We start from the raw sequence: 22,064 nt of genomic DNA on the forward strand, positions 1-22,064 counted from the left end.
CCGCGCGCCATCGCGGTACGACGCGTCCCATCCCCCACCCTCGGAGCTGTCACGATGAAATACCTGCACGCCATGATCCGCGTCCACGACCTGGAGAAGACCAGCAAGTTCTTCACCGAAGGCCTGGGCCTGCACGAAACCCGCCGCATCGAGAACGAAGCCGGCAAGTTCACCCTGGTGTACTTCGGCGCGCCGGAGAACCCGGAGGCCGAGGTCGAGCTGACCTACAACTGGGGTTCGGACGAGGACTACGGCAGCGCCCGCAACTTCGGCCACCTGGCCTTCGAGGTCGACGACATCTACGCCCTGTGCGCGCACCTGCAGTCGCTCGGCGTGACCATCAACCGTCCGCCGCGCGATGGGCGCATGGCCTTCGTGCGCACGCCCGACCTGATCTCGATCGAACTGCTGCAGAAGGGCGATGCGCTGGCCCCGGCCGAGCCGTGGGCGTCGATGCCCAATACCGGCGTGTGGTGAGCGCTCAGGGCGCGGTCTCGGGCAACGCCTGGCCGCAGCCCCGGCAATAGCCGGCGTTGCGGTCGTGGCCGTGCAGGCCGCAGCGTGCGCAGGTGCGTCGATCCGGCGCGCGAAGGCGGTCGGCGTCGCGCAGGCTGTTGGCCAGTTCGGCGGTGTAGATGCCGGTGGGCACGGCGATGATGCTGTAGCCGATCAGGATCAGCACCGAGGTGATGGCGCGGCCCAGCGGCGTGAGCGGGGCGATATCGCCGAAGCCGACCGTGGCCATCGTCACCACCGCCCAGTACATCGCGGTGGGGATGCTGGTGAAGCCGTTGGCCGGGCCCTCGACCACGTACATCAGCGCGCCGAAGATCACCACCAGGGTGATCACCGTGAACAGGAACACGAACACCTTGCGCCGGCTGCGCCACAACGCATCGACCAGCAGGCTGCTTTCCTCGACGTAGCGGGTCAGCTTGAGGATGCGGAACAGCCGCAGCACCCGCAGTACACGCACCACCAGCAGCGTCTGCGCGCCGGGCAGCAGAAACGAGATGTAGGTGGGCAGGATCGACAACAGGTCGATCACGCCCCAGAAGCTCAGCGCGTAGCGCAGCGGCCGCTGCACCGTGGCCAGGCGCAAGACGTACTCGGCGGTGAACAGCACGGTGAAGGCCCATTCCAGCACGTACAGGGTGCCGGCGTAACGGCTGTGCAGCGCCGGCACGCTGTCGACCAGGATCACCGCGACGCTGGCCACGATCGCCGCCACCAGCAACAGGTCGAAGTTGCGCGACGGCGTGGTGTCGTGCCGATAGATGATGTCGAACCAGCGGCGCCGCCAGCCGTGTTCGGTCGCCGGGGCGAGCGGGGAATCGAGGAAAAATCGCATGCGCCCATGCTACCCGAGCGGCAGTGCCGCCCGGCGTGCGCTGCCGCAGCGGACGGCGTGCCAGCCCATGGTGCCAGGCGCCCGCCGGCGGTCCCGGGCACGCGCTGCCGGTGGTCTCTATAATCGGCGCTTTCCCCGCAGGACTGCCTCGATGACCGCTTCTTCCGCCGCGGAGCTGATCGCCCTCGGTCAACGCTACAGCCTGCCGATCTACCGCCCGCGCCAGCTGGTGCTGGAGCGCGGCCAGGGCGCCCGGGTCTGGGACAGCGAGGGACGCGACTACATCGACCTGTCCGCCGGCATCGCCGTGTGCGGGCTCGGCCACAACGATCCGGACCTGCAGGCGGCGCTGCTCGAACAGGCCGGCAAGCTGTGGCACACCAGCAACGTGTTCTACAGCGAGCCGCCGCTGCGGCTGGTCGAGGAACTGGTGGTGGCCTCGCGCTTCGCGGAGAAGGCCTACCTGTGCAATTCCGGTGCCGAGGCCAACGAAACGGCGATCAAGTTGGTGCGCAAGTGGGCCTCCGCCCAGGGCCGTCCGCCGCAGCGGCGGGTGATCGTCACCTTCCGCGGCAGCTTCCACGGCCGCACCCTGGCCGCGGTGACCGCCACCGCGCAGCCCAAGTACCAGGAAGGCTATGAGCCGCTGCCCGGCGGCTTCCGCTACGTCGACTTCAATGACATCGTGCAGCTGGAAACGGCGATGGCCGCCGGCGACGTGGCCGCGGTGATGCTGGAGCCGGTGCAGGGCGAGGGCGGGGTGATGCCGGCGGCGCCGGGCTTCCTGGCGCAGGTGCGGGCGCTGTGCGACCACCACGGCGCGCTGCTGGTGCTGGACGAGATCCAGTGCGGCATGGGCCGCACCGGCACCCTGTTCGCGCACTGGCAGGACCAGATCGTCCCCGACATCGTGACCCTGGCCAAGGCGCTGGGCGGCGGCTTCCCGATCGGCGCGCTGCTGGCCGGGCCGAAGGTGGCCGAGACCATGCAGTTCGGTGCGCACGGCACCACCTTCGGCGGCAACCCGCTGGCCGCGGCGGTGGCACGGGTGGCGCTGCGCAAGCTGGCCTCGACGGCGATCGCCGCCAACGTGTCGCGGCAGTCGGCGGCGCTGCGCAAGGGCCTGACGGCGCTCGACGAGGAATTCAGGCTGTTCTCGCAGGTGCGCGGACGCGGGCTGATGCTCGGTGCGGTGTTGAACCCGGCGCATGCCGGGCAGGCCGGGACGATCCTCGACCACGCCGCCGCACACGGGGTGCTGACCTTGCAGGCCGGGCCGGACGTGCTGCGTTTCGTGCCCGCGCTGAACATCACCGACCAGGAGCTGGCCGAGGGCCTGCAGCGGTTGCGCACGGCGCTGCGGGAGTACGTCGGCACGCGTTGACAGTTACCCCGACAGGTAGGCATCGCGCCAGCGGACGTCACCTGCAGGCAAGCGCCTGTGGGAGGGACTTCAGTCCCGACGCGATGACCGGTGACCGCCGCACTGCGGGGAGCGATGGCCTCTGGGGTCAGCGAGGCCATCGCATCGCGCGTCGCGGCTGGAGCCGTTCCCACAGGTGGGCATCGCGCCAGCGGACGGGTCACGTGCAGGCAAGCGCCTGTGGGAGGGACTTCAGTCCCGACGCGATGATCGGTGACTGCCGCACTGCGGGTGGCGATGGCCTCTGGGGCCTGCGAGGCCATCGCATCGCGCCAGCGGACGCGTCACCTGCAGGCAAGCGCCTGTGGGAGGGACTTCAGTCCCGACGCGATGACCGGTGACTGACGCAATGCGGGGAGCGATGGCCTCTGGGGTCAGCGAGGCCATTGCATCGCGCGTCGCGGCTGAAGCCGCTTTAATCCATCTTGTTGCTGCGGCAGGAAGCATCTGCCGCGTGCGTAGGCGCGATGCCTACGCCAGGCCATGTCGCGCCAGCGCGCGGCGCACCGCGCGCGCGCCGCTGGCGGTTTCCGCGCGCATGCCGACGGCACGGGCGCCGCGCACGTTGACGAACAGGTCGTCGAGAAACAGGGCGTGCCGCGGGGCGACGCCGAAGTGGTCGAGCGCACGCCGATAGACCTCGGCCTGCGGCTTGCGCCCGCCCAGCGTGCCGCTGCACAGCACGCGGCCCTGCAGCAACGGAAACAGCGCCGGCACGATCTGCGCGATCGCCTGGGCCATCAGCGCGCCGTTGTTGGTCAGCACGCCGATGTCGACGCGGTCGGCCAGTGCCAGCACCCGCGCGACCACGCCGGGATCGCCGCGGCTGGCGGCGACGCGCGCGGCGATCCAGTCAGCTTCGCGCACCGGCTTGCCCAGGCCCGCACCCAGCCGCGCCAGGTAGTCGGCGGTGGCGAGCTCGCCGCCGTCGTAGGCGGTCTCCAGGCCGGACGCGAACAGCACCTGCCGCACCCGCGCCGGATCGCAGCCGCACTGCGCGGCCAGGACTGCGATGCGCACTGCGCGGGTGTAGCCGGCCAGCACGCCGTCGAAATCGAGCAGCAGTAGACGCGGGCGCGGCTGGGTCAGCACGGCCATGGTGCGGGCGACGGCAGGCGAGGGCGGGGCTGGGACATGCGAGGAGGCCGGGGTGGGGCGCCCGAGCGTAACCCAGGTCCCCGGCAGCGGCGACCGCCGCTACCCGCGTGGCGTTGCCGGTGGTCCCCCGCCCACCCGCCCGCGGCCCACCTACCCGCCGCGTGCGGCCGCTCGCCGCAGCGCGCTGGCTATGGTTCCTCCGCGCCGCGTCACGGCGCCGCCGGTAGGGGACCGGTGCGTTTCCACGCGACATCCACGCCATCCAGGGGGTCTTGGGCATGAGCAAGCGATTGAAGACGCAGCGTCTGGCCGAATCGGTGCGCAGGGGACTGGAGAGCGCAGGCCATCGCCATGGGCCGGCCACGCTGGTGCTGTTGCTGTCTGCCGCGCAGGCGCTGCCGGCGCTGGCCGAGGACGCCGACGGCGAGGCCAAGACGCTGGACGCGATCACGGTCATCTCGACCGGCACGCGCAAGGCCAACATGGCGGTGACCGACAGCCCCGCGCCGATCCAGCTGGTCAGCGCGGAGATGCTCAAGCAGTCGGCCGCGCCGGACCTGATCAACGCCATCGCCAACCAGGTGCCGTCCTACAACGCCAACCAGACCGGCAACGACATGGCCAGCCAGACTCTCACCGCCAGTCTGCGCAACCTTTCGCCCAACCACACGCTGGTGCTGGTCAACGGCAAGCGCCGCCACATTACCTCCAACGTCAACACCACCACCGGCGCGGCGTCGGCGGATCTGTCGTTCATCCCCGCCGCGGCCATCGACCACGTGGAAGTGCTGACCGACGGCGCCGCGGCGCTGTACGGCTCGGACGCGATCGCCGGCGTCATCAACATCATCCTCAAGAAGAACCACGACGGCGGCGAGGTGGATGCCGGTTACGCCGGCTACAAGGACGGGGGCGGCGGCACCGATTCCTGGGGCGCCAACATCGGCTTCGGCAGCGACGCGGCGTACTTCAGCCTCAGCGCCGAGGTCGAGAACCGCAAGACCGTGTACCGGCTCGGCTCCTACAGCTACGCCGACTGCGTGGCCAACTACGCCGACTGCTCGGCGGTCAATCCGAGCATGGCCGACTTCCTTGCCGACGACGTCCGCGGCATGACCCTCAACCCGCGCTTTCCCAACGTCAACGCCTGGCTCAATCCGCCGGAAGTGCACCGCAAGGCGCTGTTCTTCAACTCCGGCGCGGTGCTTGGCGACGCGCTCGAGTTCTACGCGTTCGGCAGCTTCGGCAAGAAGACCGCGCAGTCGGAGGAGAACTACCGGCGTCCCAGCCAGGATGGCGGCTATGTCGATCCGACGACCGGCGCGGTCAGCCACAAGTATCCGCTGGGCTTCAATCCGTCCGAGGCGTCCGACGAGGTCGACTACGAACTCACCGCCGGCCTGAAGGGTGTGCTGGCCGACTGGTCCTGGGATGTCTCCAGCAGCTACGGCAAGAACACGATGGACGTGTACACGCTGAACTCGATGAACTTCAGCCTGTGGCAGGAGGACGGCTATTCGCCCGAGGATTTCTACGACGGCAGCTTCTGGGCCAGCCAGTGGACCACCAACCTCAACGCCACCCACGATTTCGACGTCGGCCTGTCGCAGCCGCTGACCTTCAATGCCGGCATCGAATACCGCCGCGACCGCTACGGCATCGACGCGGGCGACCCCGCCTCGTACTACGGCGCCGGTGCCTCGTCCTTCCCCGGCTACAACCCGCTGTTCAACACCGGCGCCTACAGCCGCCACAGCTATGCCGCCTACGCCGACGCGGTGTTCAACCCGACCGAGAAGTGGCTGCTGGACGTGGCCGGGCGCTACGAGAACTACAGCGACTTCGGCAGCAAGGTGGTCGGCAAGCTGACCACCCGCTTCGACCTCAGCGACACGTTCGCGGTGCGCGCCACCGCCAGCACCGGCTTCCGTGCGCCGACGCTGCAGGAAGGCTACTACTCGGCGGTGCAGGTCGGCCCGACCAGCGCCACGCCGACGCTGCAGCCCAACAGCGCCGCCGCCGCCGCGCTGGGCTTCGGCAGCCTGAAACCGGAGACCAGCACCAACTACAGCCTGGGCTTCGTGTTCCGGCCGATGTCCAACCTCGACAGCACGCTGGATTTCTACCGCATCACCATCTCCGACCGCATCGGCGTCGGGACCTTCGAATACTCCCGCGCCGGCGAGCCGGGCGACACCAACGGCGACGGCGTCCCCGACGCGACCTACAACGCCGCGCTCGGCCAGGCCCTGGTCGACTTCGGCTACCTGGGCGGCATCGATCCGTCCGCGCCGGGCGGCTCGCTCGATGCCACCGCACGCCAGAACATTTCCGTGGCGATCTTCAACAACGCGCTCAAGACCCGCAGCAGCGGCGTGGACTGGGTGACCAACTACATCAGCGCGTTCGACTGGGGCTCGATCGACTGGATCCTGGCGGCCAACTACAACAAGACCGAGGTGCTCGACGCCAAGCCGGCGCCGCAGGTGCTCGGCGGCGCCACCATGTACAGCGCGGCGACCCTGATCAACCTGGAGAACAACGCGCCCAAGTACCGGGTCAACCTGGGCGCCACCCTCAACATCGGCAAGTTCAGCCTGCGCGTGACCGAGGCGATCTACGGGCCGCAATACCAGCTGGTCACGCCGTACGACGACTGGAACGGCGAGATCTTCCCCGCCAGCGTACTGAGCAAGCTCGACGTGGTCGACGTCAACGGCGCGCCGTACTACAAGCAGGAGATCGGCACGCTGGCGCTGACCAACGTCGAACTGACCTACCGGCCCACCGAACGGCTCACGGTCAGCGTCGGCGGCGACAACGTGTTCAACACGTATCCGGACAAGATCCCGGCGGCGGCCTACGACTACCTCGAGAACAACTACCTGAGCTACTACAACTCGCCGTACCTGACCGGCAGCCCGATCGGCTACTTCGGCGCGCGCTACTACGCCAAGCTCACCTACCGCTTCTGAGCGCAGTCGCTGAAGCCCCTCTCCCCCGGGAGAGGGGTTGGGGTGAGGGTCCGACCGCCGCAATCCCCGCCAGGCACCACACCCACCCACCTACCCACTCCTTCGCGGCCTACCCGCCGCATCCGGCCTGCGCCGCCGCCGCGACGGCTATGGTCGACCCGCTATCCGCGAGGCGATGTCCACGATGCACGCAGCCCCCAAGCGAGCCATGACCCGCCGCCAGTTGCTCGCCAGGATCGGCCTGGCCGGCGGCGGCGCGATGATGTACCAGGCGATGCACAGCCTGGGACTGGCCGCCGAATCGCGCTTCACCGGCGTGCCGCGCCTGGACGGCGACGCCCGCGGCGCCTCGGTGCTGGTGCTCGGTGCCGGCCTGGCCGGCCTGACCGCGGCGTTCGAACTGCGCAAGGCCGGCTACCGCGTGCAGGTGCTCGAATACAACGCACGCCCGGGCGGCCGCAACTGGACGCTGCGCGGCGGCGACCGCTACACCGAACTGGGGGGCTTCACCCAGCAGTGCGGGTTCGACGAAGGCATGTACCTCAATCCCGGGCCGTGGCGCATCCCGCACCACCACAAGGCGGTGCTGTCCTACTGCAAGCAGTTCGGAGTGGCGCTGGAGCCGTTCGTGCAGGTCAACTTCAACGCGCTGCTGCACAGCCGCGCCGGTTTCGGCGGCAGGCCGCAGCGCTTCCGCGACATCGACGCCGACTACAAGGGGCACGTGGCCGAACTGCTGGCCAAGAGCACCAGGCAGGGCGCGCTGGATGCGCAACTGCAGCGCGAAGACCAGGAGATTCTGCTCGAGTCGCTGCGCAACTGGGGCGCGCTGGACAAGGACTTCGGCTACGTCGAGGGCCGCGAGAGCAGCGAGCGTCGCGGCTTCGCCAAGTATCCCGGCGGCGGCCTGTCCGGCAAGCCGCAGTTCTCCGCACCGTTCACCGCCCAGGACATCCTGCGCTCGCGGCTGTGGACCACGCTGGCGGCAGGCAACAACTACGAGATGCAGACCGCGATGTTCCAGCCGGTCGGCGGCATGGACCAGATCGGCAAGGCCTTCGCGCGCCAGCTGGGCGATGCGATCCGCTACAACGCGCGGGTGACCCGCATCGACCAGGACGCGCACGGGGTCAGCGTCGCCTACCAGGAGGCGGACGGCAGCGAACGGCTGGCCAAGGCCGATTGGTGCGTGTGCACGATCCCGCTGTCGATCCTCAGCCGCATCCCGATCGCGGTGGGCGAGAAGATGGCCGCGGCGATCGGCCAGGTGCCGTACGCGGCCTCGGTCAAGGTCGGGCTGCAGTTCAAGCGCCGCTTCTGGGAAGAGGACGAGGCGATCTACGGCGGCATCAGCTACACCGACCTGCCGATCACCCTGATCAGCTATCCGAGCACCGGCTTCCAGAGTGCCGGCAAGGGCGTGTTGCTGGGCGCCTACGTGTGGGGACTGGAGGCATTCGAGTTCACCTCGATGACGCCGCCGCAGCGCGTGGCCAAGGCGGTGGAGTACGGCACGCAGCTGCATCCGCAATACCCGCGCGAATTCGACAACGGCATCGCCGTGGGCTGGCACCGGGTACCGTTCACGCACGGCTGCTTCGGCGTGTGGAGCGATGCCGCGCGCGCCGAGCATTACGAGAACCTGTGCCAGATCGACGGCCGCATCGCCCTCGCCGGCGAGCACGCCTCCTACATCCCGGCCTGGCAGGAAGGCGCCATCACCTCGGCGCTGGACGCGATCGAGCGCCTGCATCGGCGCGTCGTCAACGGAGCCCGCGCATGAAACCGGATCGTTCCTGGATGCTCGCCGCGGCGATCGCCGTCGCGCTCGTCGCGCTGATGCTGCCGCCGGGGATCGGCCCGGCCGTGGCGCAGAGTTCCGATGCCACCCCGCTGTACCCGCAGGCCGAGTTCACCACCACCTCGGGCGCCACCGTGTACGCGGCGATCTGCCAGAGCTGCCACATGCCGGGCGGGCAGGGCGCGCGCGGCGGTGGCGAGTATCCGGCGCTGGCCGGCAATCCCAAGGTGGCCGCCGCGCCCTACGTGGCGATGATGGTGCTCGACGGCCACGGCGGCATGCCCGGCTTCGCCGACACGCTCAACGACCGGCAGGTCGCCGAGGTGGTGCACTACGTGCGCAGCCAATTCGGCAACGACTATCCCGGCCGGCTCAGCGCCGAGGACGTGCACGCGCTGCGGCACTGAGCCCGCCTCGCTTCCCTTTCCGTTCCGATCGCAAGGAGTTCCGCATGCGCCATCGTGTCGTTTCCCGTTCGCTCCATGCCGGCCTGTGCGCCGCGCTGTGGCTGCCCACGCTGGCCGGCGCCGCCGAGGTCGTGCGGCACAAGATTCCCAACAGCGATTTCCCGATCTCCGCGGCGGTGGAGATCCCGGCCGGCAAGACCACAGTCTATCTCAGCGGCGCGGTGCCGCGGCCGATTGATCCGGACGCGCCCAAGGACACGCCCGCCACCTATGGCGACACCAAGGCGCAGACGGTCAGCGTGCTGTCGCAGATCAAGGCGCAGCTGGAAGGCATGGGCCTGGGCATGCGCGACGTGGTCAAGATGCAGGCGTTCCTGGTCGGAGACCCGGCATTGGGCGGGAAGATGGACTTCGCCGGTTTCATGGAGGGCTACCGGCAGTTCTTCGGCACGCCCGAGCAGCCCAACCTGCCGGCGCGCTCGGCGTTCCAGATCGCTGCGCTGGGCAATCCGCTGTATCGCATCGAGATCGAAGTGGTCGCGGTGCGTCCGTAGTGCCTTCGCCACGTTCCTGCCAGGAGTTCCTCATGCAGCAGTCGTCGCCTTCGCGCCGCAGGTTCCTCCAGCAATCGGCGCTGGTCGCCGCAGCCGGTGTCGGCACGCCGTGGCTGGCGCAGGCCCTGCCCGCCGCGGCGCTGGCGGCCGGCACCGAGCTGGCGCCGGTGCTGATCAACGCCAACGAGTATCCCGGCGGTCCCTCGCCGGCAGCGCAGCGCGCGATCGCCGCGATCGCGTCCAGCGGCGGCCGCTACCTGGGCGAACTGCAACTGGAGTTGCTGCAGACCCTCGCCGCCCAGCTCGGGGTGGGCGTGGACCACCTGATGGCCTACGCCGGTTCCACCGAGCCATTGGACTACGCCATGCTGGCGTTCACCTCGCCCGGCGCGTCGCTGGTCACCGCCGATCCCACCTACGAATCCGGCTGGCGCGCCGCCGCACGCAACGGCGCCAAGGTGATCAAGGTGCCGCTGCGCAAGGACGATGCGCACGACGTGCAGGCGATGTGCGCCGCCGACGCCCACGCCGGGGTGATCTACCTCTGCAATCCCAACAATCCCACCGGCTCGGTCACCCCACGCAAGGACCTGGACTACGCGCTGGCGCACAAGCCCAAGGGCAGCGTGCTGGTGGTCGACGAGGCGTACCTGCATTTCTCCGACAGCGCCAGCAGCATGGTCGACCGCGTCGCCGCCGGCGACGATGTGATCGTGCTGCGCACCTTCTCCAAGCTCTATGGCATGGCCGGCATCCGTCTGGGCTATGCGGTGGCGCGCCCGGAACTGCTGGCCAGGCTCCAGTTCTACAGCGTCAACAGCCTGCCGGTGACCGCGGTCGCCGCCGGCCTGGCCAGCCTGCGCGATCCGGCGCTGGTGCCGCAGCGGCGCGCGCTCAACAGCGCCATCCGCGGCGACGTGGTGCGCTGGCTCGACGCGCAGGGCTACGCCTGCACCGTCTCGGAAAGCAACTGCTTCATGGTCGACGTGAAGCGGCCGGCGAAAGAGTTCATGGACGCAATGGCGACCTATGGCGTGTTCGTCGGCCGCAGTTGGGCGCGATGGCCGGAGCGCTCGCGCATCACCGTCGGCACTGCTGCGGAGATGGCGCGGTTCAAGCAGGCGTTCGCGCAGGTGGCCGCGGGCAAGCGCGGACCGCTGCCGGTACCGCCGCCGCTCGCGGCGCACGATCCCTTGCACGGATTCTTCCGCAATGCCTAGGTCTGCCTGCGCTGGATGTTGCAGTGCACGAGGGCTTGTCGTTGACAACCATTTGCGCAAAGGCAGACAGTCGTGGTGCCGCCGCGCGCGCAGCGCATGCTGGCGAAGTGCGTGCGCTGGTGCCGTTCCCATTGCCAAGGAGTCCGTCTTGAAAGCGAAACTGTTGTCTCTCTTGCTGGTCCTCGCCGCGCTCGCGTTCGTGCCGGCGGCCTGGGCCAAGACCTGTGCGGTGACCATCACCGGCACCGACCAGATGTCCTACGACCAGACCCAGATCAAGGTCGCCGCCGATTGCACCGAGGTGGCGGTGACGCTCAAGCACAGCGGCAAGCTCGCCGCCGCGGTGATGGGCCACAACTGGGTGCTGACCAAGACTGCGGATTTCCAGGCGGTGGCCAATGCCGGCACCAGCTCCAGCCTGGCCGACAACTACCTGCCCAAGAACGATCCGCGGATCATCGCCCACACCAAGGTGATCGGCGCGGGGCAGTCGGACACGGTCAAGTTCTCCACCGCCAAGCTCAGCAAGGGCGGCGATTACACCTTCTTCTGTTCGTTCCCGGGGCACTGGGCGGTGATGAAGGGCAAGTTCGTGTTCGGCTGAGCGGCGCCGCGCGTCGGTCTGCGACCCGCGATCCCGCTGCGGGGTCTTGCCGGCATGAGGGCTCCGCAGGCGGCGGCCTGCGGAAGCGCCGACTGCATCCACGAAGACGACGACGGCGCGGATCCCACCGTGGCACTCAGTCCGATGCGACATCCGGCGGCGCCATGCGCTGCAGCAGGCCGCGTTGCAGCGCGCTGGCCAGCGCGGCTTCGCGGGTGCCGGCGTCCAGTTTGCGGTACAGGTTCTTCAGGTGGAACTTGACCGTGTTCTCCGACAGCGCCAGGCGCCGCGCGATCTGCTTGTTCGCGGCGCCCTGCGCGAGCAGCGCCAGCACCTCCAGTTCGCGCTCGCTGAACAGTTCGGCGCCGTTGTCCTGGTCGTGCCGCAGTTTGTCGAGCAAGGCCTGGATGGTCATCGCCAGCGTGGTGTTGGGCGCTGCCTGCGGGTCCTGCTGGCGCGCCATGCGCAGCAGGGCCTTGCCCGGCACGCCCAGCTCCAGCAGGCACTGCCAGGCCTGGGTGGCGGCCACGTGCTGCAGCGCGTGGCGCAGGTGGGGCAGGGCGGCGTCGGACTCGCCGCGGTCGTGCAGCACCAGCGCGATGCGCGCACGGGCGCGGGCCAGGTGCGTCTGATTGTCGGCGGCCACGCAGCGCGCTTCGACGCCCTGCAGCACCGCCAGCGCGGCGCGGGTGCGGCCGCCCAGGCGATGCCAGCGGGCCAGGGCGAACCCTAGCGCGGTCAGGAAGCGCCAATCCTGCGGCTGCGCCAGCGCGTGCGTGAAGCGCGCCTCGCCGCTGGCACGCGCGATCAGCAGGTCGAGCCCCGGCGACGGCGGCTGGTCGAGCAGCACGTGCAGCCGCCAGGCCAGCGCCAGGTCGGCGAGCCGGCCCAGGTGCCGGGCGTGCGCGATCCGGTCGACGTGGTCGAGCAGGTCCAGTGCGGCGCGACCGCTGCGGTCGTGCTGCCGCGCCAGCACCAGCGCGGTCTCGTAGCCGGCGGCGTACACGTCCAGCCAGCCGTCGTGCTGCTCGAGGAACTCCAGCGCCGGCTGCAGGCAGTCGGCGGCCGCATCGTAGCGGCCGTGTTCGCATTGCAACTGCGCCAGCAGGCACTGGCCGACCGCCTGCAGGGTCGGATCGAACTGCTGCTGGCGCTGGGCGATGGCCAGCGCCTGGCGGCAGGTGGCCTCGGCCCGGTCCAGTTGGCCGCGGTAGAAGTGGCTTTGCGCCAGGTGGGTCAGCGCGTAGCTGACCCCGACCTCGCTGCCGCTGGCGTGCATCGCCGTGCCGGCCAACTGCGCATAGCGTTCGGCGCCGGCGAAATCGGCGCGGCCCAGCGCGGTGGTGGCGCAGATGCACCACAGGGTGCCGCGGCCCAGGCTGTCGTCCTCGTCCAGCGCGACGGCCTGTGCGGCGATCTGCGCCAATCCGCGCCGGTTGGCGCAGACCTGGTCGAGCAGGTCGCGCAGCAACGCCACCACCACCGTGTAGTCGCGCTCGAACGGCGCGCGCGCCTGCTCGGGGAAATCGCGGAACCGTTCCAGCAGCGTCTGCGCATGCGCGAACTCGCCCAGCTTCATGTGCAGGTAGGCCTGGGTCAGGGCCAGCGCCGGTCGCTCGCCGATGCACTGGCGCGGGAAGCGGCGCAGCAGCGCGCGCACCGGTGCGGTGCCATGGCGCAGCAGCAATTGCCAGGTGCCGGCGCGGGCGATGCAGTCGGCGGCGCTGTCGATCGCGCCGCCGCGCACGGCGTGGCGCACCGCCTCGGGCAACTGCCCGTGCGCGTCGAACCACTGCGCGGCGCGCCGGTGCAACTGCGGCGCCAGCCCGGGCGTCTCGCGCTCCAACTGTTGGGACAGGTAGTCGGCGAACAGCGGATGGAAGCGGAACCATTCGTGCTCGCCATCCAGCGCCACCAGCAGGCCCTGGAAGTGCGCCAGCCGTTCCAGCAGGCGGCCGCTGTCGTCGCGCTCGCGCACCGCGTCGGCGAGCGCGGCATTGAACCGTTCCAGCGGCGAGAGTTGCAGCAACAGCGCGCGCAATGCCGGATCCAGGTCGTTGAGCACCTGTTCGGCCAGGTACGCCGCCAGCTCGGCGGTGCGTCCGGAGAAACGGCCCAGGTCGTCGCGGCGGCGCTCGTCGCCGCCCAGCCATAGCCCGGCCAGTTGCAGCGCGACCGCCCAGCCCTCGGTCTGGCGACGCAACTGGCAGGCCATCGTCATCGGCACCTGCGGCCCCAGCAGCGCCGCCGTCTCCGCCTCGTCCAGGGCCAGCTCGCGCGCGCCGATGCGTTCCAACTGCCCTTGCAGCGCCCAGCGCGCCAGCGGCAGCGCCGGCGCGCGCCGCGTCGCCAGCAGCAGGTGCAACTGGCCGCCGGCATGTTCGACCAGCCGCGTCACCACCTCGTCGAGCGCGCCGGCCTGGCTGCGGTCGTAGTCGTCGAGGATGACCCGCAGGCGCCGCGGCGCGGCGCGGATCGCACGGATCAGGCCCGGCACGGTGGCGGCCACGTCCAGGTCCTGACCCTGCTGCTGCAGCGCGGCCTGCAACGGCGCGCCGAGTTCGATCCCGGCTTCGCGCGCGGCCAGCGCCAGGTAGGCGAGGAAGCGCCCCGGGTCGGCATCGTCCTCGTCCAGCGACAGCCACGCCACCGCGGCATCGCCGCGCTCGCGCAGGCGCTGGTGCCATTGCCCGAGCAGGGTGGTCTTGCCGAATCCGGGCGGCGCCAGCAACACGGTCAGCGGCAGTTCGGCGGCGCGGTCCAGGTGCTGCAGCAAGGCCTCGCGCGGCACCGTGGCCACGCGTGCGCGTGGTGGCGCGAGTTTGTCGGCCAGCACCCAGTCGGACACGCCAGGGCCGTCGTGCGAGGACGCGGGAGGGCGCGGGTTCAACAGCGTCACGGGCTTGAGCATGTCGCCAGCGGTGTCGTCTGCAGCGGTCGCCCTTGCGCCCTCCGGCGGTTCGGTCGACGGGACGGAACCGCACGCGCACCACCGTGCCGCGCGGAGCGCGGAACGGTCTTCGCCGCGTAGGTTCCACGGGTCCCCACCCTGGCGCCGTCCGCTGGCGTTGTCTGGTGAACTTATGCCAGCGACGCCACAAAAGCAAAGCCGCGCACCGCGGCCCGGCGTGCGTTCAGCCGGCGGCGACCACCGCGAACGCCTCGCGCGCCGCGGCCAGCGTGGCCTCCAGCACGGCATCGTCGTGGGCGCTGGACACGAAACCGGCCTCGTACGCCGAGGGCGCCAGGAACACACCGCGGTCGAGCATGGCGTGGAAGAAGCGGTTGAACGCGGCGGTGTCGCAGGCGGTGGCCTGCGCATAGGTCTCCACCTTCTCGGTGGTGAAGAACAGTCCGAACATCGCCCCGACCTGGTTGGTGGTGACCGCCACGCCGGCCGCCGCCGCAGCGGCTTCCAGGCCTGCGCACAGCTGCGCGGTGGCCGCGTCCAGGCGCTGGTGGAAGCCCGGCGCCTGGATCAACTCCAGCATCGCCAGCCCCGCGGCCATCGCCACCGGATTGCCGCTGAGCGTGCCGGCCTGGTAGATCGGCCCGGACGGCGCCACCTGCCGCATCAGCTCGGCGCGCCCGCCATAGGCGCCCACCGGCATGCCGCCGCCGATGATCTTGCCGAAGGTGGTCAGGTCCGGGGTGACCCCGTAGTGCGCCTGCGCGCCGCCCAGGGCGACGCGGAAGCCGGTCATCACCTCGTCGAAGATCAGCAGCGCGCCGTGTTGCGTGCACAGGTCGCGCAGGTGCTGCAGATAGCCCGGGCGCGGCGGGATGCAGTTGGCGTTGCCGACCACCGGCTCGATGATGACCGCGGCGATCTCGTGGCCGATCTCCTCGAACAGCGCGGTGGCGCCCTCAGCGTCGTTGTAGGCCAGGGTGGCGGTGAGTTCGCTCAGGCCCGCCGGTACGCCCGGCGAGGTCGGCACGCCCAGGGTCAGCATGCCGCTGCCTGCCTTGACCAGGAACGAGTCGCCGTGGCCGTGGTAGCAGCCTTCGAACTTGACGATGCGGTTGCGCCCGGTGGCGCCGCGCGCCAATCGCACCGCCGACAGCGTGGCCTCGGTACCGGAGTTGACCATGCGCACCATCTCGCAGGACGGCACCAGCCGGGTGATGGTCTGCGCCATCGTCACTTCGGCCGGGCAGGGCGCGCCGAACGACAGCCCATCGCCGATCGCGCGCTGCACCGCCTCGCGCACCGCCGGATGGTTGTGCCCGGCGATCATCGGCCCCCACGAGCCGACGTAGTCGATGTAGCGGTTGCCGTCGACGTCGTACAGGTACGGGCCATCGGCGCGCTGCACGAAGAACGGCTCGCCGCCGACCGACTTGAAGGCGCGCACCGGCGAATTGACGCCGCCGGGAATCAGCGATTGCGCTTGGGCGAACAGGGCGTGCGAGCGGGAATGGGTCATGAGCGGAAATCCTTGGCGATGCTGGCCGGGCCGACCGACCGGCCGGGCGCGGAGCGAGGCCGTCTATTGTCGCGGCTGCCGCCGGCCTGCGCCATGTCGCCTACCCGGCCAGGGGCCACCTACCCGTCGCGGCCGACGTCGCGCCGCGATCGGCTGCCTAGGATCGGAACGTCCAGGGGCGCATGACCCGATTGCCGATGGGCATCGGGCATGCGATGGGCGGAGTGTCCAGCGCAGGCGTGGGGATCGCCATCCGGCGGTGCGCCTGTAGTGGCGTTGGCGTGCCAACGCTGTTCGTCTTCGGGAGAGAGCATGCATCGTACGATCCGCAGGAGCGCCTTGGCGCTCGCGCTGGCGCTTGCCGGCGGCCATGTCCAAGCGCAGTCCACCACTGGCAGCATCGTCGGCAGCGTGCCGCCGGGGCCGGGCGAGAGCAGCGTGTTGATCACCAACACCAGCGGCTTCAGCCGCGAGGTGAAGGTGGACGAACGCGGCCGCTACGCGCAGGGCAACCTGCCGCTGGGCACCTACACGGTTTCGCTCAAGCGCGACGGCAAGGTGGTGGAGACGCGTGAGAACATCAGTCTGGTGGTCGGCGCCGGCACCGAGGTCGGCTTCGGCGGCCCGGCGCAGACGCTGGACGCGGTCAACGTGGTGGCCGGCAACGTGGCCCGGATCGACGTGGCCAGCGTCGACAGCCGCACCGTGATCACCGCCGAGCAGCTGGCGGTGCTGCCGCTGGGCCGCAGCGCCGAGGCCATCGCCTTGCTGGCGCCGGGCGTGGTCAACAACAGCGGCGGCTACGACAACGGCCCCCTCGGCGGTTCGCTGGCCAGCTTCGGCGGCTCGGCGGCCAGCGAGAACGCCTATTACCTCAACGGCTTCAACACCACCGACCCGGCCAGCAGCCTCGGCGGGCTGACCCTGCCGTACGGCGCGATCGACCAGCAGGAAATCTTCACCGGCGGCTATGGCGCGCAGTACGGCCGCTCCAACGGCGGGGTGATCAGCCAGGTCGGCAAGCGCGGCAGCAACGACTGGCACTTCGGCGCGGCGGTGATCTGGCAGCCGGACAGCCTCAGCGCCAGGCAGCGCGACCTGTACTTCCGCAAGGACAGCGTCTACTGGGATCCGCGCAACGCCAAGTACACCGCCGGCAACTACCAGCCGCTGAGCGAGACCAGCGCCGATCAGACCACCTACAGCGCCTATCTCGGCGGCCCGCTGGTCCGCGATCGCCTGTTCTTCTTCCTGGCCCTGGAGCAGGTCGATTCCAGCGGCACCCGCGTCGCCGACGCGCGGGTCACCTCCGGCGGCATCTCCGGTTCGCCGTGGACCCGCTACGACTACAAGCAGACCCGCGCCTACGCCAAGATCGACTGGCAGATCCGCGACAACCACCTGCTGGAATTCACCGGCGCGGAGGACAAGGCGCGCACCAACGGCAGCATCTACCGCTACGACTACGTCGATCGCGAGGTGGGCAGCTACAAGGGTCGCGAAGCCAAGAACACGTTCGGCCCGACTCTGTTGCTGGGCAAGTACACCGGCTACTTCGGCGACAACGTCACCCTGACCGCGCTGTACGGCAAGGAGCGCCTGCCCAACAAGCTCACCGCCATCGGCTACGACGCCGGCAACGGCCCGTTCCTCAACAGCGTCTCCAACCAGAATCCGGCCTACACCGGCGGCACCCCGATCGGCAACGCGCAGACGGTCAGCTCGATCACCGATCCGGACCGCGAATACAAGAAGGACAACCTGCGCCTGAACCTCAACTGGCGCCTCGGCGAACACAGCCTCGACGTCGGCATCGACAACCAGAAGAGCGAGGCGATCAACATCGGCTCGTACAGTTCCGGCCCCGGCTATGCCTGGACCTACGGCTACACCCCGGATCCGTTCGGGCGCAACAGCGGCGGCCTGGTCAGCGGCTCGGTCGCCGAGGACGGCAGCATCGGCGTGCCCAGCCCCGGCCTGGCCGATCCCACCTACGGCAGCACCGGCTACTACGTCACCAAGGACATCGCCACCAACCTGTATTCCTACGACGCCAAGCAGACCGCCTACTACCTCGAAGACCACTGGCAGGCGACCGACACGCTCTTGCTCTCGCTGGGCGTGCGCAACGACAGCTTCACCAACTACACCCCATTCGGCCAGGCCTACATCGCGCTGAAGAACCAGTGGGCGCCGCGGCTGGGCTTCAGCTGGGACGTCAACGGCGATTCCAGCCTCAAGGTCTACGGCAACCTCGGCCGCTACTACCTCGGCCTGCCGCTGTCGCCGGCCGGCCTGTTCACCCCGGCGGTGTCCACCAGCACCTACTACACCTACAGCGGCATCAATGCCGACGGCACGCCGATCCTGGCCCGGCAACTGGCCCCGCCGGTCTCGGCCAACTCGCGTTTCGGCCGCCTCGCCGACGTGCGCACGGCGGTCGTCGAGGACATCAAGGGCGAGAACCAGGACGAGCTCATCCTCGGTTTCAGCAAGCTGCTGCCCCACGACTGGGTGCTCGGCGTGCGCGGTGTGCATCGCCGGCTCAACGACGGCATCGACGACACCAACCTCGACAACTCCAATGCCGGCCTGCTGGCCGCGGCCGCGGCGGCGGGCGTGGACATCGACTGGACCAAGAACGCCAGCGCGGCGCTGGTCAACCCGGGCAAGACCAACACCTACCGGGTGATCGGCACGGACGGCCAGATCCACGCCCTGACCGTGACCCGCGAGCAGGGCGGCTATCCCGAGTTCAAGCGCCGCTATTCGGCGCTGGAGTTCAACCTGGAACGTCCGTTCGACGGTCGCTGGTATACCAAGATGAGCTACGTGTGGTCGCACAGCTATGGCACCACCGAGGGCCAGCTGCGCTCTGACCTGTGGCGGACCGGCGGCGCGCTGGGCAGCTACCAGGGCCAGGCGGCGACCTCGACCACGCAGAGCTGGGACCATGCGGCGCTGATGGAGCACTTCAACGGCAACCAGTCCAACGACCGCCGCCACCAGTTGAAGGCCTATGGGTTCTACCAGTTGACCGAGGAGTGGGGCACCTCGGCCAACCTGAGCCTGATTTCCGGCGCGCCGCGCCCCTGCCTGGGATATTACTACGGCGACAACTACGACGCCGGCGACCGCGATCCGGCCGGCTACGCCAATCCCAGCGTCACCGGCGGCCCCTACCACTTCTGCTACAACCCCAGCACCGGCACCGGCGAGCCGTCGCCGCCGGGCTCGCACGGCACCCTGGGCTGGGTAGCGCAACTCGACCTGGGCGTAAGCTACAAACCGAAGTTCGCCGCCGGCAGGCTGGCGCTGAGCCTGGACGTGTTCAACGTCACCAACCGGCAGACGGCGGTCAACGTCTATCCGTTCTCCGAGTTGAACCCGGGCGAGTCAACCCGCTATGGAACCAGGCCGTGGCGTACCAGGCGCCGCGCTCGGCACGGGTGACGCTGAGCTACGACTTCTGAGTGGGATACATGCGGCTTCGGCCGTACCCTCATCCGCCCCTTCGGGGCACCTTCCCCCAAAAAGGGGGCCATGGTCCCGAGGGGAGAAGGGAGAAGCCAAGGCCCCTCTCCCACTGGGAGAGGGGTTGGGGTGAGGGTCTGACGCGAAGCGACGAGCCATGTTTGGAGCATGAGGCTTCGCCCGTACCCTCATCCGCCCCTTCGGGGCACCTTCTCCCGACGGGAGAAGGGAGAAGCCAAAGCCCCTCTCCCATCGGGAGAGGGGTTGGGGTGAGGATCCGGCGCGAAGCGACGCGCGCTGGTTGGAGCATGAGGCTTCGCCCGTATCCTCATCCGCCCCTGCGGGGCACCTTCTCCCGGCGGGAGAAGGGAGAAGCCGAAGCCCCTCTCCCATTGGGAGAGGGGTTGGGGTGAGGGTCCGGCGCGCAGCGACGCGCGATGTTTGGTTGCGCGAGGCTTCGCCCGTACCCTCATCCGCCCCTGCGGGGCACCTTCTCCCAAAGGGAGAAGGGAGGCGCTGAGCCCCTCTCCCACCGGGAGAGGGGTTGGGGTGAGGGTCCGGTGCGAAGCGACGCGCGATGTTTGGGTGCGCGAGGCTTCGCCCGTACCCTCATCCGCCCCTGCGGGGCACCTTCTCCCGATGGGAGAAGGGAGCGGCTAGCCCCTCTCCCCTCGGGAGAGGGGTTGGGGTGAGGGTCCGGCGCGTAGTGACTCGTGACGCATCCCCGCCCCTCAGTCGAAACAGGCGCGGTACGCAGCCAGCGCCGCGCATGGATCGGGCGCATCGAACACGCCGCTGATCACCGCCAGCAGGTCGGCGCCGGCCGCGACCAGTGGGCGTGCGTTGTCCGGGGTAAGGCCGCCGATCGCCACGCGCGGCAGGCCCAGCGCTGCAGCCTCGTGCAACAGTCCGGGTGTGGCGCGGCGCGTGGTGACCTTGCTGCGGGTGGGGAAGAACGCGCCGAAGGCGACGTAGCTGGCGCCGGCCGCCGCGGCGCTGCGGGCCAGGGCCAGGTCGTCGTAACAGGAGGCGCCGATCAGCGCCTGCGGTCCTAGCATGGCGCGCGCGGCAGCGAGGTCGCCGTCGTCCTCGCCCAGATGCACGCCGGCCGCGCCCACCGCCTGCGCCAGGGCGACGTCGTCGTTGACGATCAGCGGCACCCCGGCCTGGGCGCACAGCGCCTGCAGCGCCGAGGCCTGGTCGCGCCGCTGCGCCGCGTCTGCGCGCTTGTTGCGGTACTGCAGCCAGGTCACGCCCTGGTCCAGCAGCGGCGCCACCCGCGCCAGCAGACGCGCGCCGTCGGCGTCGTCGGGAGTGATCAGGTACACGCCGCGCGGCGCCGGGGATGCGTTCATGGCCAAGCCTTCCGATGCGTCGACGGCGATGGGACAATGCCGTTCCGTCCGACTGTGACCTGCGATTATCCAATGAGCGACGCCACCGCCACCACTTATCGCACCTGGATGTGCGTCGTCTGCGGGTTCATCTACAACGAAGCCGACGGCCTGCCGGAAGAAGGCATCGCCCCCGGCACCCGCTGGAACGACGTGCCCGACACCTGGACCTGCCCGGACTGCGGCGTGACCAAGGACGATTTCGAGATGGTGGAGATGGAGTGAGGGCTGGGATTGGGGAGTCGGGATTGGGGATTCGCAAGAGCCGCAATCCTCAATCTGCAAGCCATCCTGAGCGCCTTCAGCCTGGAAGCCCTCAAGAAAAAGCAGCGTTGCTCAGCGACGCGTCAGATCACGCCGCAGCCGCCCTTGCGAATCCCCAATCCCGAATCCCCAATCCCCGCCGTCAATGCATCCGCTGCGCGCGCGCGCTCAGTTCCACCAGGCGCTCGCGGATCGGCAGGGCGTCGGAGGCCTCGGGGTTCAGTTGCAGATAGCGGCCCAGGTCGCGGCGCGCGCCGGGCACGTAATCCATTTGCAGGTAGGCCATGCCGCGGTCGCGCAGGGCCTCCGGCTGGTCCGGCATCAGCTTGAGGACGCGGTCGGCGCTGCGTGCGGCGCGGTCCCACTCGTCGCGTTCGGCATACAGGCCGTGCAGGTTGCGCAGGACCCGGGCGAGGATCGCGCGGTGCGGCGCCGGGTCCAGGATCTGCAGCAGGGCGCGGTCGTCCGGGCTTTCGCCGCCCATGTGCGGCCGCGCACGCTCCCGCAGTTCCTCCACCGCCAGCGGGCGACCGCCGTTGAACGGGTCCATCACCAGCAGGCCGTCGTCCACCGGCAGGCGCACCAGGAAATGCCCGGGGAAGGACACGCCGTCGAGCGGGATGTCCAGGCGCCGCGCCACTTCCATCTGCACCAGCGCCAGCGAGATCGGGTTGCCCAGGCGCCGCTCGAACACCTGGTTCATGTAGCTGTTGCGCGGGTCGTAATACTCGTCGTGGTTGCCGGTATAGCCCAGCTCTTCGAACAGGTGGCGATTGATCGCCGCCATCTTCAGCGGCCACTGCTCGATCGTCGCCACCTCGTGCCGCAGGTGGTCGGCGTGGCTCTGCGCCAGGGTGTCGTAATGGGCGGCATCCAGCTCCGGATACTCGTCGCGGGCGATCAGCAGCGCGGTCGCCAGCAGCGGCAGGGCATCGTCATCCAGCGCGGCCAGGGTATTCCAGCTCGGCAATGTCAATGGGGCGGCCATGGCCCAAGACTGGCGGCAAAGCCGGGCCCGATCAAGTCCGGCCGTTCCCGACAGCGGTGTCGGGTTCAGCGCGGTGCTCGCAGG

General features: G+C 69.7%; 15 protein-coding genes and 1 pseudogene. 10 read left to right on the forward strand and 6 right to left on the reverse strand.

All coding sequences use genetic code 11. The annotated features are described in order from the left end of the window. Positions 1-54: 54 nt before the first annotated feature. Positions 55-477: a VOC family protein gene (locus tag AC1G9L_RS05565; RefSeq protein ID WP_010343362.1), complete on the forward strand. Its 423-nt coding sequence runs from the start codon at positions 55-57 to the stop codon at positions 475-477. A 4-nt stretch (positions 478-481) separates the two neighbouring features. Here the strand turns inward: AC1G9L_RS05565 and AC1G9L_RS05570 are convergent, their stop codons facing one another. Beyond that, entirely contained in the window at positions 482-1,351 is an 870-nt protein-coding gene (locus AC1G9L_RS05570; protein WP_019801988.1) for an ion transporter, read from the reverse strand. Between the two features lie 151 nt (positions 1,352-1,502). Here AC1G9L_RS05570 and AC1G9L_RS05575 point away from each other — a divergent pair, with 151 nt between their 5' ends. Continuing rightward, the gene (locus tag AC1G9L_RS05575; protein ID WP_019801987.1) at positions 1,503-2,735 is read left to right on the forward strand and encodes an acetylornithine transaminase; all 1,233 of its coding nucleotides are present in this window, start codon (positions 1,503-1,505) and stop codon (positions 2,733-2,735) included. Between the two features lie 510 nt (positions 2,736-3,245). On the opposite strand, the gene AC1G9L_RS05580 is transcribed toward AC1G9L_RS05575, so the two are convergent. Further along, complete coding sequence (locus tag AC1G9L_RS05580; protein ID WP_481071024.1) at positions 3,246-3,863, reverse strand: HAD-IA family hydrolase; 618 nt, start codon at positions 3,861-3,863, stop codon at positions 3,246-3,248. A 287-nt stretch (positions 3,864-4,150) separates the two neighbouring features. On the opposite strand from AC1G9L_RS05580, the gene AC1G9L_RS05585 reads away from it, so the two are divergent. From AC1G9L_RS05585 to azu, 6 genes are all read left to right on the forward strand, one after another. Then, positions 4,151-6,847, forward strand: a complete 2,697-nt coding sequence (locus tag AC1G9L_RS05585) for a TonB-dependent receptor domain-containing protein (RefSeq protein WP_019799088.1) — start codon at positions 4,151-4,153, stop codon at positions 6,845-6,847. A 208-nt stretch (positions 6,848-7,055) separates the two neighbouring features. Beyond that, positions 7,056-8,630: an FAD-dependent oxidoreductase gene (locus tag AC1G9L_RS05590; RefSeq protein WP_019799089.1), complete on the forward strand. Its 1,575-nt coding sequence runs from the start codon at positions 7,056-7,058 to the stop codon at positions 8,628-8,630. Beyond that, positions 8,627-9,055, forward strand: coding sequence for a c-type cytochrome (locus tag AC1G9L_RS05595; RefSeq protein WP_481070446.1), 429 nt, complete (start codon positions 8,627-8,629; stop codon positions 9,053-9,055). The genes AC1G9L_RS05590 and AC1G9L_RS05595 overlap by 4 nt, the downstream gene beginning before the upstream one ends. Positions 9,056-9,099: 44 nt before the next feature. Next, complete coding sequence (locus AC1G9L_RS05600) at positions 9,100-9,609, forward strand: Rid family hydrolase (protein WP_019799091.1); 510 nt, start codon at positions 9,100-9,102, stop codon at positions 9,607-9,609. 32 nt (positions 9,610-9,641) lie between these two features. Next, a complete protein-coding gene (locus AC1G9L_RS05605; RefSeq protein ID WP_481070447.1) occupies positions 9,642-10,829 on the forward strand; it encodes a pyridoxal phosphate-dependent aminotransferase in 1,188 nt (395 codons plus the stop codon). Between the two features lie 148 nt (positions 10,830-10,977). After that, positions 10,978-11,433, forward strand: coding sequence for an azurin (gene azu / locus AC1G9L_RS05610; protein ID WP_481070448.1), 456 nt, complete (start codon positions 10,978-10,980; stop codon positions 11,431-11,433). Between the two features lie 136 nt (positions 11,434-11,569). Here azu and AC1G9L_RS05615 read toward each other — a convergent pair whose 3' ends face one another. Both AC1G9L_RS05615 and hemL read right to left on the reverse strand, forming a co-directional pair. Continuing rightward, the gene (locus AC1G9L_RS05615) at positions 11,570-14,344 is read right to left on the reverse strand and encodes a winged helix-turn-helix domain-containing protein (protein ID WP_481070449.1); all 2,775 of its coding nucleotides are present in this window, start codon (positions 14,342-14,344) and stop codon (positions 11,570-11,572) included. Between the two features lie 223 nt (positions 14,345-14,567). After that, positions 14,568-15,860 carry a glutamate-1-semialdehyde 2,1-aminomutase gene (gene hemL / locus AC1G9L_RS05620; protein WP_019801439.1) on the reverse strand — a complete coding sequence of 431 codons (1,293 nt, stop codon included), beginning with the start codon at positions 15,858-15,860 and terminating at the stop codon, positions 14,568-14,570. 312 nt (positions 15,861-16,172) lie between these two features. Between hemL and AC1G9L_RS05625 the strand changes: the two are divergent. Continuing rightward, positions 16,173-19,333, forward strand: a pseudogene (locus tag AC1G9L_RS05625) (TonB-dependent receptor domain-containing protein). A gap of 732 nt (positions 19,334-20,065) precedes the next feature. Here AC1G9L_RS05625 and thiE read toward each other — a convergent pair. After that, complete coding sequence (gene thiE / locus AC1G9L_RS05630; protein ID WP_481070450.1) at positions 20,066-20,689, reverse strand: thiamine phosphate synthase; 624 nt, start codon at positions 20,687-20,689, stop codon at positions 20,066-20,068. 72 nt (positions 20,690-20,761) lie between these two features. Between thiE and AC1G9L_RS05635 the strand changes: the two genes are divergently transcribed. Further along, a complete protein-coding gene (locus AC1G9L_RS05635) occupies positions 20,762-20,953 on the forward strand; it encodes a rubredoxin (protein ID WP_019800667.1) in 192 nt (63 codons plus the stop codon). 181 nt (positions 20,954-21,134) lie between these two features. Here AC1G9L_RS05635 and AC1G9L_RS05640 read toward each other — a convergent pair whose 3' ends face one another. Further along, positions 21,135-22,049, reverse strand: coding sequence for a SirB1 family protein (locus AC1G9L_RS05640; RefSeq protein ID WP_371184883.1), 915 nt, complete (start codon positions 22,047-22,049; stop codon positions 21,135-21,137). Positions 22,050-22,064 lie beyond the last annotated feature (15 nt).

This window comes from Xanthomonas sp. NCPPB 1132 (assembly GCF_056629235.1).

Coding starts and splice junctions, on each gene's coding strand:
- AC1G9L_RS05565 (WP_010343362.1), top strand. CDS start 55: ATGAAATACCTGCACGCCATGATCCGCGTCCACGACCTGGAGAAGACC.
- AC1G9L_RS05570 (WP_019801988.1), bottom strand. CDS start 1,351: ATGCGATTTTTCCTCGATTCCCCGCTCGCCCCGGCGACCGAACACGGC.
- AC1G9L_RS05575 (WP_019801987.1), top strand. CDS start 1,503: ATGACCGCTTCTTCCGCCGCGGAGCTGATCGCCCTCGGTCAACGCTAC.
- AC1G9L_RS05585 (WP_019799088.1), top strand. CDS start 4,151: ATGAGCAAGCGATTGAAGACGCAGCGTCTGGCCGAATCGGTGCGCAGG.
- AC1G9L_RS05590 (WP_019799089.1), top strand. CDS start 7,056: ATGACCCGCCGCCAGTTGCTCGCCAGGATCGGCCTGGCCGGCGGCGGC.
- AC1G9L_RS05595 (WP_481070446.1), top strand. CDS start 8,627: ATGAAACCGGATCGTTCCTGGATGCTCGCCGCGGCGATCGCCGTCGCG.
- AC1G9L_RS05600 (WP_019799091.1), top strand. CDS start 9,100: ATGCGCCATCGTGTCGTTTCCCGTTCGCTCCATGCCGGCCTGTGCGCC.
- AC1G9L_RS05605 (WP_481070447.1), top strand. CDS start 9,642: ATGCAGCAGTCGTCGCCTTCGCGCCGCAGGTTCCTCCAGCAATCGGCG.
- AC1G9L_RS05615 (WP_481070449.1), bottom strand. CDS start 14,344: ATGCTCAAGCCCGTGACGCTGTTGAACCCGCGCCCTCCCGCGTCCTCG.
- hemL (WP_019801439.1), bottom strand. CDS start 15,860: ATGACCCATTCCCGCTCGCACGCCCTGTTCGCCCAAGCGCAATCGCTG.
- thiE (WP_481070450.1), bottom strand. CDS start 20,689: ATGAACGCATCCCCGGCGCCGCGCGGCGTGTACCTGATCACTCCCGAC.
- AC1G9L_RS05635 (WP_019800667.1), top strand. CDS start 20,762: ATGAGCGACGCCACCGCCACCACTTATCGCACCTGGATGTGCGTCGTC.